The following is a 12,851-nucleotide window of genomic DNA, read 5'->3' on the forward strand; positions in this document are numbered from 1 at the left end:
CTTAGTAATCTTCGCCCCAGTCCACCTCGATCTGACCGCCTGCCACGTCGACCTTGCCGACGAAGGCCGCGACAAACGGGATCAGGTGGTCGCGTTTGCCCTTGATAACCAGCACGTCATGCGCACCGGTTTCCAAAAGGCTGTCCACCTGCCCGAGCTCGATGCCTTCACGGTTGACGACCTTCAGGTCGATCAAGTCCGACCAGTAAAACTCGTTTTCCTGCGGCGGCGGCAAGTCGCTGCGCGCCACCGAGATTTCCTGTCCGCGCAGGGCAAATGCCGCATCGCGGCCGTCGATGCCGACCAGTTTGGCGACCAGGGTGTTGCTGTGGTCCTGGACGGCCTCGACGGTGTAATGCGCCTGCTGTTCGCCACGGCCGACGCGCCAGGATTCAAAATCCATCAGCGTGCTCGGGTCGTCACTGAAGGTCTGCACCTTGACCCAACCCTTGATGCCGAACGGGGCGGCGATGCGCCCCATCACGACCCAGTCGCTACCTTGGCTCAAGTGTGTTGACCCGGCTGGCCTGATTGAAATCAGGCAGCGGCAGCGGGCTTGTTCTGCTTGACCAGGCGGGCGACGGTGTCGGACAACTGCGCGCCGTTGTCGGTCCAGAAGCTGATGCGTTCCTGGTCCAGGCGCAGCGCTTCGGAGCCTTCGGCGGCGACCGGGTTGTAGAAGCCAACGCGCTCGATGAAGCGGCCATCACGACGGCAGCGCGAATCGGCCACCACCACGTTGTAGAAGGGACGGTTTTTAGCGCCGCCGCGCGAAAGACGAATAACGACCATGATTTAACCCACCGGGTAAACGGAGAAAGCCGGAAATTATACCCCAAACCCCATGACTTGCCAGCGTGCTGGTATTACCGCATTCCGGGCAGCATGCCTTTCATGCCGCGCATCATTTTGGAGATGCCGCCCTTGCCCATCATCTTCATCATCTTCTGCGCCTGTTCGAACTGTTTCAGCAGCTTGTTGACTTCCTGAACCTGCACCCCGGCGCCGGCAGCGATGCGGCGCTTGCGCGAGGCCTTGATGATTTCAGGCTTGCGGCGTTCCTGCGGGGTCATGCTGTTGATGATGCCTTCCAGGCGGTTGACGGACTTGTCGTCGACGCCGGCAGGGGGAGCCATCTGCCCGGCGCCGGGGAGCTTGTCCATCAGCGCCGAGAGGCCGCCCATTTTGCGCATCTGCTGGATCTGCGACTTGAAGTCCTCGAGGTCGAAATCCTTGCCCTTCTTGACCTTGTCGGCGAGTTTCCGGGCTTCGGCCATGTCGACCGAGCCTTGCGCCTGCTCGATCAGCGAGAGCACGTCGCCCATGCCGAGGACGCGCTGTGCCATGCGCTCGGGGTGGAAGGCTTCCAGTCCAGTGGGCTTTTCGCCGACGCCGATGAACTTGAGCGGCTTGCCGGTAATGTGGCGCACCGACAGCGCCGCACCGCCGCGCGCGTCGCCGTCGAGCTTGGTCAGTATCACGCCGGTGAGCGGCAGTGCCTCGTTGAAGGCGCGGGCGACGTTGATCGCATCCTGGCCTTGCATGGCATCGACCACGAACAGGGTTTCGACCGGCTTGACCGCGGCGTGCAGCGCGCGGATTTCGGCCATCATCGCCTCGTCGATCGCCAGGCGGCCGGCGGTGTCGACGATCAGCACGTCGTAGAATTGCTTGCGCGCGTGATCCTGCGCGGCCTGCGCGATTTTCAGCGGGTCGCGCTCGTCGCCCGCCTCGAAAAAGCTGACGTCGACCTGGGTGGCGAGCTGCCGCAACTGGTCAATGGCGGCGGGACGGTAGACGTCGGCGGAGGCGAGCAGGACCTTTTTCTTGCGGTTCTTCAGCAGCAGCGCGAGCTTGCCGCTGGTGGTGGTCTTGCCCGAACCCTGCAGGCCGGCCATCAGGATCACCGCGGGCGGGGTGGCGGCGAGGTTGAGATCGGCGTTCTCGCCGCCCATCAGGCGGGTGAGCTCTTCGTGGACGATGCCGATCAGCGCCTGTCCCGGCGACAGGCTGGTGAGCACTTCCTGGCCCAGCGCGCGGGTCTTGACCGCCTCAATGAAATCCTTGACCACCGGCAGCGCGACGTCGGCTTCGAGCAGGGCCAGGCGCACCTGGCGCAGCGTGTCCTGCACATTGGCTTCGGTGATGCGTGCCTGTCCGCGCAGGGATTTGACGACGCCGGCGAGGCGTCCGCTAAGATTATCTAACATGGCTTCCTTGTTGCCGCCATGGGCGGCATGGATAATGGGGCTCGCTGAATTCAGATTTGCATTTTAACGAATGTCTCCGTTATTGCTGGTTACTTTGTGTGTGAGCGCCCTGTATGGCTGGGTGGCCTGGCGCCTGCAGCGCACGCCGTCCGCCGTGTCGGTGCGCGTATTGCTGCCGCTGGCTCTGCTGGCGCACGGCGCGCTGATCTATCAGTCGATGCTGGGGCAGGGCGATATCCGTCTGGGTTTCGGCAACTCGCTGTCGACGATTTTATGGCTGACGGCGCTGGTCTACTGGCTGGCCAGCCAGGGGGCGCCGCTGGCGCGTTTGCAGTCGTGGGTCAGCGGGCTGGCGGCGCTGGCGGTGCTGGTTATGGCATTTCTTACCGACACCCATGCCATTCCCAATTCGCAGGCGCTGGCCCTGCGCACGCACCTGGTGGTGTCTTTTCTCGCCTATGGCCTGCTGGCGGTGGCGGCCCTGCACGCAGTGCTGATGACCATGCTGGAAAAGCAGTTGCATCGCGGCGCGCTGATGCAGGACAGCGCCCCCCCGCTGCTGACACTGGAGGCCATGCTGTTCAAGACCATCGGTCTGGGCTTCGCGTTGCTGACCCTGGCGGTGTTCAGCGGGGTGTTTTTCTCGGAAGAACTGTTCGGCACGCCGCTGCAGTTTTCCCACAAGATCGTGTTCGCCATCCTGTCCTGGCTGGTATTCGGCGGCCTGCTAGTGGGGCGGCATTTCCGCGGCTGGCGCGGACGCACGGCGCTGTACTGGACGATCACCGGCTTTACCCTGTTGCTGCTGGCCTATCTGGGCACGCAGTTCGTGGTGGAAGTGCTGCTTGGACGCTAAATCCCACCCGGCGGCACCCTTGATCCGCCTTTTCCAGGAATAGTCCTTGGAAGCCCTCTCTATCAGCACCTTGTTCGGCCTGCTCGCAGGCCTGTTGTTTTTGTCGGCCTTCTTTTCGGCATCCGAAACCGCCATGATGGCGATCAACCGCTACCGCCTGCGCCATGCCGCCGAATCCGGCGTGCGGGGCGCGATGCGGGCGCAGGCGCTGCTGAATCAGACCGACAAGCTGCTGGGCGTGATTCTGCTCGGCAACAACCTGGTCAATATTGCCGCTGCAACGCTGGCGACGATCATTTCCATTCGCCTGTTTGGCGATTCCGACCTTGCGCTGTCGCTGGCGACCTTGCTGCTGACCTTCCTGATTCTGGTATTCAGTGAAGTTACGCCCAAGGTGCTGGGGGCCTCCTTCCCCGAACGTGTCGCCTACCCGGCGACGCTGTTGCTCACGCCGATGCTGAAGCTGGCGTACCCGGTGGTGTGGTTCGTGAACCTGTTTGTGCAGGGCATCCTGCGGCTGCTGCGGATCAAGCCGCCCGAGCCGGGGCACGGCAGCCGCCTCGGTCTGGAGGAGCTGCGTACCATCGTGCTGGAATCGTCCGGGTTGTTGCCGCGAGAACACCACCGGATCTTGGTGAATCTGCTGGAGCTGGAAGATATCACCGTCGATGACGTGATGACGCCGCGCAACCAGATCGAGGCGATCGATATCGAGGACGACCCAGAACGTCTGCGCCAGCAGATTTCCACCAGCCACCATACCCGGCTGGTGGTGCATGCGGGCTCGTCCGACAACCTGCTTGGCGTGCTGCATGTGCGCCGGGTGCTGCACGCGCTGACCGGCGAGGAACTGGATCCGCAGACATTGAAAGAAAATCTCGAAGATCCCTATTTCGTTCCGGCGGGAACCCCTCTGTTTACCCAGTTGCGCAACTTCAAGAACAGCCGGCGGCGGCTGGCGCTGGTGGTCGATGAATACGGCGAATTGCAAGGCCTGGTGACGCTGGAAGACCTGCTGGAAGAAATGGTCGGCGAATTCACCACGCAGGCGCCGTCGGATATGGGCTATTTGCGGCGTGAAGCGGACGGCAGCTGGCTCGCCGAGGGTTCCGTTCTGCTGCGCCACATCAACCGCAAGCTGGGCTTGTCGTTGCCGCTGGACGGGCCGAAGACGCTGAACGGCTTGTTGCTGGAGCAGTTCGAGGACATTCCCGAGGCGGGGGTGAGCATCAAGCTGGGCGGCGTGCCGGTTGAAATCGTGCAGACCCAGGACCGGGCGGTGAAGATGGCGCGCATCTATCCGCCGGCATCGGATGAAGCCTCGTCCGGAAAACCCTCAATTTAGGCGAAAGATCGCCGTTAAGGCCTGTGAATCCCCTTTCGCCGTCTGCCGGCGGCGACGGGCAACGATGGATTTGACGCGGGACTTGTCTGGAACCGAGCTATGGCTGCTGTGACAAACACCAACAATTTAACCGGACTGGCGCGTGCCATGGTCAACCATGGCTGGCTGTCCGAGGACGACGCCGAGGGCGTGTGGAAACGCGCCAGCCAGTCGGGCGAATCGTTCGTATCCGAACTCATCAAGGGACGGCGCTTCAAGGCCGATCAGGTTGCCGAATTCGCGGCCATCTCGTTCGGCTTCCCCTTCCTCGACTTGAATGCGATGGATGTCGAGAGCCTGCCGAAGGACGTGCTTGATCCGAAACTGGTGCAAAAACGGCGGGTGATTGCCCTGTATCAGCGGGGCAACAAGCTGTATGTGGCGACCTCCGACCCGACCCATCTGCAAGCGCTGGACGAGGTGAAGTTCCAGACCGGGCAGACGGTGGAACCGGTGGTGGTGGAAGACGACAAGCTCGGCAAGCTGATCCAGAAAGCGGGCGAGGCGAACGACGACACGATGGCCGTGTTGAATGCAGAAGATCTCAATCTGGATTTCGCCGATGAGGAAAGCGCCGCCGCCGCGCAGCAGGATTCCGGCGGCATCGAAATCGACGATGCACCGGTGGTGCGCTACCTGCAAAAGATCATGCTCGACGCCATCAATCAGGGTGCATCCGACATTCATTTCGAGCCTTACGAAAAGTATTACCGCATCCGCTACCGTCGTGACGGCATCCTGTCCGAAGTGGCGCAGCCGCCGATGGCAATCAAGGACAAAGTCGCCTCGCGCATCAAGGTGCTGTCGCGGCTGGATATTTCGGAAAAGCGCGTGCCGCAGGATGGCCGCATGAAAATGGTGCTGTCGAAAAACCGCGCCATCGATTTTCGGGTCAGCACCCTGCCGACGCTGTACGGCGAAAAGATCGTCATGCGTATTCTCGATCCCGCCAGCGCACAGCTGGGGATCGAGGCGCTGGGCTACGAGCCATGGCAGAAGGAATTGCTGCTGAACGCGGTGCACCGTCCCTACGGCATGGTGCTGGTGACCGGCCCGACCGGTTCCGGCAAGACCGTGTCGCTCTACACCTGCCTGAACATCCTCAACAAGCCCGACGTCAACATTTCGACGGCGGAAGACCCAGCGGAAATCCAGTTGCCCGGCGTCAACCAGGTCAACGTCAACGACAAGGCCGGGCTGACGTTTTCGGCCGCGCTGAAATCCTTCCTGCGGCAGGATCCAGACGTCATCATGGTCGGCGAGATCCGCGACCTGGAAACCGCCGATATCGCCATCAAGGCCGCGCAAACCGGCCACATGGTGATGTCCACCCTGCACACCAACGACGCCCCTGGCACGTTGACCCGTCTGCTGAACATGGGGGTGGCGCCGTTCAACGTCGCCTCCTCGGTGATCTTGATTACCGCGCAGCGGCTGGCGCGCCGTTTGTGTTCGTGCAAACAGCACGCCGATATTCCACAGGAAACCATGCTGGCTGCGGGCTTTACCGAAGATCAGCTGGACGGCAGTTGGAGACCCTATAAACCGATGGGCTGCGATATCTGTGGCGGCACCGGCTACAAGGGGCGGGTAGGCATCTATCAGGTGATGCCGATCACCGACGCCATGACCCGCATCATCCTCAAGGGCGGCAACGAATCCGATATTGCCGACCAGGCGCGGCGCGAAGGCGTACGCGACCTGCGCCAGGCAGGATTGTTGAAAGTGAAAGCCGGTCTCACCTCGCTGGAAGAGGTCGAGGCCGTTACCAACCTCTAAGGGACATTCTGTATGGCTACAGCGGCAAAGGCAATCAAGGACGCCACCTTCCTGTGGGAAGGCATGGACAAGCGCGGCAAGAAGGTCAAAGGCCAGATGCAGGCTGGCGGCGAGGCCGTGGTCAATTCCAAACTGCGCAGGCAGGGCGTCACCGTCACCAAGGTCAAGAAACAGAGCACGCTGTTTTCAGGCGGCAAGCGCATCACCGACAAGGATGTCACCCTGTTCACCCGCCAGTTGGCGACCATGATGAAGGCCGGGGTGCCGCTGCTGCAATCGTTCGAAATCGTGGCGCGCGGGCACTCCAACCCGTCGATGCAGCGCCTGCTGCTGGAAATCAAGGCAGACATCGAAAAAGGCAGCAGCCTCACCCAGGCGTTTGGACGTCACCCGCTGTATTTCGACGCGCTGTTCTGCAATCTGGTGGGCGCGGGCGAATCGGCCGGTATTCTGGACGGCGTGCTCGAACGGCTGGCGATCTACAAGGAAAAAATCCTCGGCATCAAGAGCAAGATCAAGGCTGCGCTGTTCTATCCGGTGTCCATCATCGTGGTGGCGTTCGTCATTACCGCCATCATCATGATTTTCGTGATTCCGGCGTTCAAGGATCTGTTCAGCAGCTTTGGCGCAGACTTGCCGGGGCCGACCCTGGTGGTGATGGCGATCTCGGACTTCTTCGTCGAATGGTGGTGGGCGATTTTCGGCATCATCGGCGGCGGGATCTATGCCCTGCTGCAAGCCTGGAAGCGCTCGCGCAAGGTCCAGATGTTCATGGATCGCGTCATGCTCAAACTGCCGATCTTCGGGGCGGTGATCGAAAAAGCCACCATCGCGCGCTGGACGCGCACCCTGTCCACCATGTTTGCCGCCGGCGTGCCGCTGGTCGAAGCGCTGGAGTCGGTGGGCGGGGCGTCGGGCAACCAGGTGTTCGTCGAGGCCACCCAGAAGATTCGCGGCGAAGTCTCGACCGGCACGGCGCTGACGCAGGCGATGCAGAACTCCGGACGTTTCCCCAACATGGTGCTGCAGATGACCGCCATTGGCGAGGAAGCCGGCGCGCTCGATTCCATGCTGGGCAAGGTGGCCGACTTTTACGAGGCCGAAGTGGATGACGCCGTGGCGGCCCTGTCCAGCCTGATGGAACCGATCATCATGGTGGTGCTGGGCGTCCTCATCGGCGGCATGGTGATTGCCATGTACCTGCCGATCTTCAAGATGGGCTCGGTCGTCTGATGGAACTGCTGCAAGCCGAACCAGCCCTGTTCACCGGGCTGGTTTTTTTATTCAGCCTGCTGATCGGCAGCTTTCTCAACGTCGTCATCCATCGCCTGCCCAAAATGATGGAGGCGGAATGGCATGCGCAGTGCGCCGAGCTTCGTGACGAAACTCCTTCTGAATCAACGCTTTACAACCTCGCCGTGCCGCGTTCGGCCTGTCCGCAGTGCGGGCATCGGATCACCGCGCTGGAAAACGTCCCGCTGCTGTCGTGGCTGTGGCTGCGCGGACGTTGCTCTGCGTGCAGTGCGCCGATCGGCGCACGCTACCCCCTGGTTGAATTGCTCACCGCACTGCTGTCAGCGGCGGTGGCCTGGAAGTGGGGCGTCAGCGCGCAAACGCTTGGCGCGCTGCTCTTGGTGTGGACACTGGTCGCCTTGGCGTTCATCGACCTCGGCACCACCCTGCTGCCCGACAGCCTCACCCTGCCGCTTCTGTGGCTGGGGCTGCTGTTCAACCTGGGCGGCCATTTCGCCAGCCTGCCGGACGCGGTCATCGGCGCCATCGCCGGCTACGGGGTGTTGTGGTCGGTGTACTGGCTGTTCAAGCTGGTCACCGGCAAGGACGGCATGGGCTATGGTGACTTCAAGCTGCTGGCAGCCCTCGGTGCCTGGCTCGGCTGGCAGTTGCTGCCTGTTACCCTGCTGCTGTCGTCGGTGGTCGGCGCGGCGATTGGCATCGCGATGATCGTGCTGGTCAAGCACGACCGGCGCGTGCCGATTCCCTTCGGCCCCTATCTGGCCGGCGGCGGGCTGGTGGCGCTGTTCTTCGGCGCCGATCTGACGCAGGCCTATCTCGCACAATTCTGATGTTCACGGTCGGCCTCACCGGCGGCATCGGTTCGGGCAAGTCGACCGTCGCTGATTGCTTTACCGCGCTGGGCGTGCCGGTGATCGATACCGACGTCATCGCACGCGAGCTGACCGCACCCGCAAGGGGTACGCCGCCAGACGCTCGCCCTGCGGGCGGTCTTGGCGCAGCCCCCGGCGGCGCGGCGCTGAATGCGATCCGCGCGACGTTTGGCGAAGCGGTGATGCAGGCAGACGGCACGCTGGATCGCGCTGCCCTGCGCCGCCGCATCTTCGCCGACCATGCCGCGCGGCACCAGCTCGAAGCCATCCTGCACCCGCGTATCCGGCAGGTAGTGGGGCAGACACTGGCCACGCTGACTGCGCCCTATGCGCTGATCGTGATTCCCCTGCTGGTGCAGCGCCAAGACCACCCGCAAGGGGCAGGCCGTGGTTGTAAAGCCGACAAGTCGGCAACAACCACGCACCGCCCGGAGGGCGAGCGTCTGGCGGCGTACCCCTTGCGGGTGGAAACCAGCGGCTACCAGGATGTGCTGAACCGCGTGCTGGTGGTCGACTGCCCGGAAGAGGCGCAGATCGCACGAGTGATGGCGCGCAACGGACTTACGCATGCGGAAATAAAAGCCATTCTCGCGGCACAGGCCGGGCGCGCCGAACGCCTGGCTGTGGCGGACGATATCATTGTCAATACCGCAAGCTTAGAGGCGTTGCGAGCCGAAGTGGCCGCGCTGCACCAGCGTTATCTGGCCCTTGCCGCCGCGCCGTCGCCTTGATTTTCCGCATGAATCGGCGACAATCGATGCATTCAAACCAACGCGTCGCGGCGTGATCCACTACGAATATCCCCTGAGCGAACGCATCCGCACCTTGCTGCGGCTGGAGAGCCTGTTCGAACGCTTCGATGCCCATGCCGCATCGCCCGACCCGCACGCGCATCATTCAGCCTTGCTGACCTTGTTCGAAATGGCTGAGGTGGCGGCGCGCGCCGACCTGAAATCCGATCTGTTGCAGGAACTGGACCGGCAGAAAGCCGTGCTAAGCGCGCTGCGCGGCAATCCACATGTGCAGGGGGCGACGCTGGAAAAGGTGCTGGCGGCGATCGAGTCGGCGCACCAGGGCATTTATCAGCAGCCCGGCAAAGTCGGCCAGCACCTGCGCGAAGACGAATGGCTGATGACCATTAAACAGCGCGCGGCCATCCCGGGCGGGATGTGCGAGTTCGATCTGCCGTCCTACCATTACTGGCAGCACCAGCCGGCCGAACAACGCATGCAGCAGTTGCAGTGCTGGCTGGCGCCATTCTCGTCCATTCGAGCCGCGGTCGACATCGTGCTGGGCTTGCTGCGCGACAGTGGCCAGCCCGAAGTGCAGCATGTGGACAATGGCCACTATCAGCGCATGCTCGAATCGCGCAACCCGCAGCTCATCCGCGTCACCCTGGGCGACAGTCTGCCGTGCGTGCCGGAGATCTCCGCCAACAAGTACATGCTCAACATCCGCTTTGTGCCTGCGGGATCCGGGCAGATGCGCGCCTGCACCGCCCAGCCGATCGACTTTGACCTGACCTTCTGCACCTTGTGAAGCCCGATACCAAACTCCCCGTCGTCAGTTGCCCGACATGTGGCGCGGCCGTGAAATGGGCGGCGGAGAATCGCTGGAAGCCGTTTTGCAGTGAACGCTGCAAAATGATTGACTTGGGCCAATGGGCCACCGAGAAATACCGGGTGCCGGTGGAGCCCAAGCTGGATGAAGGCGAAGCGCCCAATGAAGGCGAGCGTCCGCAGTAGTTACCGCTTGTAAGTCTTGACGCCGGATTCGGTGCCCAACAGCAGCACATCCGCCCCACGTCGCGCAAACAGGCCGTTGCTGACCACGCCGACGATAAGATTGATCGCCGTCTCCAGCGACACCGGATCGACAATCGACAAACCGTGTACGTCGAGAATGAGGTTGCCGTTGTCGGTGGTGTAGCCTTCTCTCAATCGGGGTTGCCCGCCCAGTTTCACCAGCTCGCGCGCCACATAGGAACGCGCCATCGGGATCACCTCGACCGGCAGCGGGAACGTGCCCAGCACGCCGACCAGCTTGCTCTCGTCTGCGATGCAGATGAACTGCTTGCTGCACGCCGCCACGATCTTCTCGCGCGTCAGCGCGCCGCCGCCACCCTTGATCATGGCGAGGTGTTCGGTGATTTCGTCGGCGCCATCGACGTAGATCTCAAGCTCGCCCACGCTGTTCAGGTCCAGTACCTGGATGCCATGCCTTTTCAGACGGGCTGCAGTGGCTTCCGAGCTGGCCACCGCGCCGTCGATGCGGCCCTTGACCTCGGCCAGCGCGTCGATGAAATAGTTGGCCGTCGAGCCGGTGCCTACCCCGACAATGCCACTGCGGGCATAATCCACCGCAGCACGTGCCACGGCTTGCTTCATTTCGTCTTGAGTCATGATGTTTTCGTCGATTTCGATGCAGCCCGGCAGCCCGGGTGTTTCATAAATTCGCGTGATGCCCTAAAAAGGATACCGGGCTAATGCCCATAATCGCGCAGGATTTTGTTTTGTAGGGGAGTTTTGTGAGGAAGTGGCGTAGTTATTCATACGCCCGACCGAACAAAATTTTCATACGAAACAAAAGACCAGCGAGGGCGCGCGTCAATTTATGAAACATCCGGGCTAGGATAGCGGCATCGCCCTCTTTTTACAAACCACGCACCCGCCGCCGCCATGAGCCCACCTGACGATTACCTCGAACGCATCCTCACTTCGCGCGTCTACGACGTGGCGGTGGAGACCCCGCTCGACGAGGCCCACAATCTGTCGCGCCGTCTCAACAACCGGATTCTGTTGAAGCGCGAAGATCTGCAGCCGGTGTTTTCGTTCAAGTGCCGTGGCGCCTACAACAAGATGGCTAAGTTGACGCAGGCGCAACTGGCGCGCGGCGTGGTGGCGGCGTCGGCCGGCAACCACGCGCAGGGGGTGGCTCTGGCTGCGCAAAAACTCGGCGTGACGGCCATCATCGTGATGCCGGCCACCACGCCCAAGATCAAGGTTGACGCGGTGGTCGCACGCGGCGCGCAGGTGATTTTGCACGGCGACAATTATGACGAAGCGTGCGACCACGCCACCCAACTCGCCAAGGAGGCCAAGGCGACCTTCGTCCACCCCTACGACGACCCCGACGTGATTGCCGGGCAGGGCACGGTGGCGATGGAGCTGCTGCGCCAGCATCCCGGCCCGATCCATTCGGTCTACATTCCAGTTGGCGGCGGTGGGCTGATTGCCGGCATGGCGGCCTACATCAAACGGCTGCGGCCGGAAATCAAAATCATCGGCGTCGAACCCGAGGACGCCGACGCCATGGCGCGCTCCTTGTGCAAGGGCAAGCGCGTTACGCTGCCGCGCGTGGGCATTTTTGCCGACGGCGTGGCGGTGAAAAGGGTCGGCAAGGAAACCTTCCGGCTGGCGCAGCTGTATGTCGACGAAATCATCCGCGTCAACAACGACGCCATCTGCGCGGCGATCAAGGACGTGTTCGAGGACACGCGATCGATCCTGGAACCGGCCGGCGCGCTGTCGATTGCCGGGATGAAGGCCGCCATCGCGGGCGACAAACTCAAGGGCAAGACGCTGGTCGCGGTGGCGTCGGGCGCCAACATGAACTTCGACCGCCTGCGCCACATCGCCGAGCGTGCCGAACTCGGCGAAAAGCGCGAAGCCGTGCTGGCAGTGACCATCCCCGAGACGCCGGGCAGCTTCAAGACCTTCTGCGGCCTCTTGGGCGCGCGCAATATCACCGAATTCAACTACCGCTATTCCGACCCCCGGGTGGCCCGTGTCTTCGTCGGCCTGTCGGTGCCGGGCGCGGGCGAGGGCGCGCGTGTGGTCGAGCTGTTGCAGCGCCACGGGCTGGAAGCGCTCGACCTGACCGAGAACGAGATGGCCAAACTGCACATCCGCCATCTGGTCGGCGGGCGCGCACCTGAGGCGGTCAACGAGGTGCTGTATCGATTCGAATTCCCCGAGCGCCCCGGTGCCCTGATGCAGTTCCTGGAAAGCATGAGCCGCGGCTGGAATATCAGCCTGTTCCACTACCGCAACCATGGCGCGGACTACGGCCGCATCCTGGTCGGCATTCAGGTGCCGGAAAAGGAAAAGCCCAGCTTCCAGACGTTTCTGGACGGGCTGGGCTACCGGTATTGGGACGAATCCCGCAATCCGGCCTACAAGCTGTTCCTGGCCTGATTTACTTCTTGATGCCGCAGCTGTTGATGCCGAGCAGGCTGTAAGCGGGGCAGAATTTGAACAGCCCGGTGACGAGCGGCAGCACGCCGATCCAGGCCCATACCGGACCATTGAAAAAAGCCACCCAAGCAATGAGGGCGAGGCCTGCAAGGATACGAATGGCGCGGTCAATCGTGCCGACGTTGGCGGTCATGGTGAGTTCCTCAAATCGTGAATGGAGGATTCCACTATAGTGCGTCCATGGCACTCGATGCGAAGAAATGAATCTGGCTGAGCCCGGGTGAGTTTCGCCCAGGCGAC

Annotated in this window: 14 protein-coding genes; 9 read left to right on the forward strand and 5 right to left on the reverse strand. The window is 62.4% G+C overall.

The window, feature by feature from the left end:
• Position 1 precedes the first annotated feature (1 nt).
• The 3 genes from rimM to ffh all read right to left on the reverse strand — a co-directional run bounded on the left by rimM (position 2) and on the right by ffh (position 2,210).
• Positions 2–508: a ribosome maturation factor RimM gene (gene rimM / locus ABW22_RS04260; RefSeq protein ID WP_237763228.1), complete on the reverse strand. Its 507-nt coding sequence runs from the start codon at positions 506–508 to the stop codon at positions 2–4.
• 29 nt (positions 509–537) lie between these two features.
• Positions 538–792 carry a 30S ribosomal protein S16 gene (gene rpsP / locus ABW22_RS04265; protein ID WP_059752255.1) on the reverse strand — a complete coding sequence of 85 codons (255 nt, stop codon included), beginning with the start codon at positions 790–792 and terminating at the stop codon, positions 538–540.
• A gap of 74 nt (positions 793–866) precedes the next feature.
• On the reverse strand, positions 867–2,210 hold the full coding sequence (gene ffh / locus ABW22_RS04270) for a signal recognition particle protein (protein WP_059752257.1): 1,344 nt from the start codon (positions 2,208–2,210) through the stop codon (positions 867–869).
• 100 nt (positions 2,211–2,310) lie between these two features.
• On the opposite strand from ffh, the gene ABW22_RS04275 reads away from it, so the two are divergent.
• The 8 genes from ABW22_RS04275 (at position 2,311) to ABW22_RS04310 (ending at position 10,100) form a co-directional block, all read left to right on the forward strand.
• A complete protein-coding gene (locus ABW22_RS04275; RefSeq protein WP_059752427.1) occupies positions 2,311–3,066 on the forward strand; it encodes a cytochrome C assembly family protein in 756 nt (251 codons plus the stop codon).
• 46 nt (positions 3,067–3,112) lie between these two features.
• A complete protein-coding gene (locus ABW22_RS04280; protein WP_059752259.1) occupies positions 3,113–4,411 on the forward strand; it encodes an HlyC/CorC family transporter in 1,299 nt (432 codons plus the stop codon).
• A gap of 99 nt (positions 4,412–4,510) precedes the next feature.
• Positions 4,511–6,229 (forward strand): type IV-A pilus assembly ATPase PilB, encoded by a 1,719-nt coding sequence (gene pilB, locus ABW22_RS04285; RefSeq protein WP_059752261.1) that lies wholly within the window; start codon positions 4,511–4,513, stop codon positions 6,227–6,229.
• Positions 6,230–6,241: 12 nt separating this feature from the next.
• Positions 6,242–7,462, forward strand: a complete 1,221-nt coding sequence (locus ABW22_RS04290; protein ID WP_059752262.1) for a type II secretion system F family protein — start codon at positions 6,242–6,244, stop codon at positions 7,460–7,462.
• Complete coding sequence (locus tag ABW22_RS04295; RefSeq protein ID WP_157648545.1) at positions 7,462–8,313, forward strand: prepilin peptidase; 852 nt, start codon at positions 7,462–7,464, stop codon at positions 8,311–8,313. Before ABW22_RS04290 ends, ABW22_RS04295 begins: the two co-directional genes overlap by 1 nt.
• The gene (locus ABW22_RS04300; RefSeq protein WP_059752266.1) at positions 8,313–9,086 is read left to right on the forward strand and encodes a dephospho-CoA kinase; all 774 of its coding nucleotides are present in this window, start codon (positions 8,313–8,315) and stop codon (positions 9,084–9,086) included. Before ABW22_RS04295 ends, ABW22_RS04300 begins: the two co-directional genes overlap by 1 nt.
• Positions 9,087–9,138: 52 nt before the next feature.
• Complete coding sequence (gene zapD / locus ABW22_RS04305; protein WP_059752430.1) at positions 9,139–9,894, forward strand: cell division protein ZapD; 756 nt, start codon at positions 9,139–9,141, stop codon at positions 9,892–9,894.
• The gene (locus ABW22_RS04310; RefSeq protein WP_059752267.1) at positions 9,891–10,100 is read left to right on the forward strand and encodes a DNA gyrase inhibitor YacG; all 210 of its coding nucleotides are present in this window, start codon (positions 9,891–9,893) and stop codon (positions 10,098–10,100) included. Before zapD ends, ABW22_RS04310 begins: the two co-directional genes overlap by 4 nt.
• Here the strand turns inward: ABW22_RS04310 and rpiA are convergent, their stop codons facing one another.
• The gene (gene rpiA, locus ABW22_RS04315) at positions 10,101–10,757 is read right to left on the reverse strand and encodes a ribose-5-phosphate isomerase RpiA (protein ID WP_059752270.1); all 657 of its coding nucleotides are present in this window, start codon (positions 10,755–10,757) and stop codon (positions 10,101–10,103) included.
• 276 nt (positions 10,758–11,033) lie between these two features.
• Here rpiA and ilvA point away from each other — a divergent pair, with 276 nt between their 5' ends.
• Positions 11,034–12,551, forward strand: coding sequence for a threonine ammonia-lyase, biosynthetic (gene ilvA / locus ABW22_RS04320; protein WP_059752271.1), 1,518 nt, complete (start codon positions 11,034–11,036; stop codon positions 12,549–12,551).
• A 1-nt stretch (position 12,552) separates the two neighbouring features.
• On the opposite strand, the gene ABW22_RS04325 is transcribed toward ilvA, so the two are convergent.
• Positions 12,553–12,744: a YgaP family membrane protein gene (locus tag ABW22_RS04325; RefSeq protein WP_059752273.1), complete on the reverse strand. Its 192-nt coding sequence runs from the start codon at positions 12,742–12,744 to the stop codon at positions 12,553–12,555.
• Positions 12,745–12,851: the final 107 nt, after the last annotated feature.

It is taken from the genome of Thiobacillus denitrificans (genome assembly GCF_001530125.1).
GTDB classification, from domain to species: domain Bacteria; phylum Pseudomonadota; class Gammaproteobacteria; order Burkholderiales; family Thiobacillaceae; genus Thiobacillus; species Thiobacillus denitrificans_C.

Coding starts and splice junctions, on each gene's coding strand:
- ABW22_RS04300 (WP_059752266.1), top strand. CDS start 8,313: ATGTTCACGGTCGGCCTCACCGGCGGCATCGGTTCGGGCAAGTCGACC.
- rpiA (WP_059752270.1), bottom strand. CDS start 10,757: ATGACTCAAGACGAAATGAAGCAAGCCGTGGCACGTGCTGCGGTGGAT.
- ABW22_RS04295 (WP_157648545.1), top strand. CDS start 7,462: ATGGAACTGCTGCAAGCCGAACCAGCCCTGTTCACCGGGCTGGTTTTT.
- ABW22_RS04290 (WP_059752262.1), top strand. CDS start 6,242: ATGGCTACAGCGGCAAAGGCAATCAAGGACGCCACCTTCCTGTGGGAA.
- pilB (WP_059752261.1), top strand. CDS start 4,511: ATGGCTGCTGTGACAAACACCAACAATTTAACCGGACTGGCGCGTGCC.
- ABW22_RS04325 (WP_059752273.1), bottom strand. CDS start 12,744: ATGACCGCCAACGTCGGCACGATTGACCGCGCCATTCGTATCCTTGCA.
- ffh (WP_059752257.1), bottom strand. CDS start 2,210: ATGTTAGATAATCTTAGCGGACGCCTCGCCGGCGTCGTCAAATCCCTG.
- rpsP (WP_059752255.1), bottom strand. CDS start 792: ATGGTCGTTATTCGTCTTTCGCGCGGCGGCGCTAAAAACCGTCCCTTC.
- ilvA (WP_059752271.1), top strand. CDS start 11,034: ATGAGCCCACCTGACGATTACCTCGAACGCATCCTCACTTCGCGCGTC.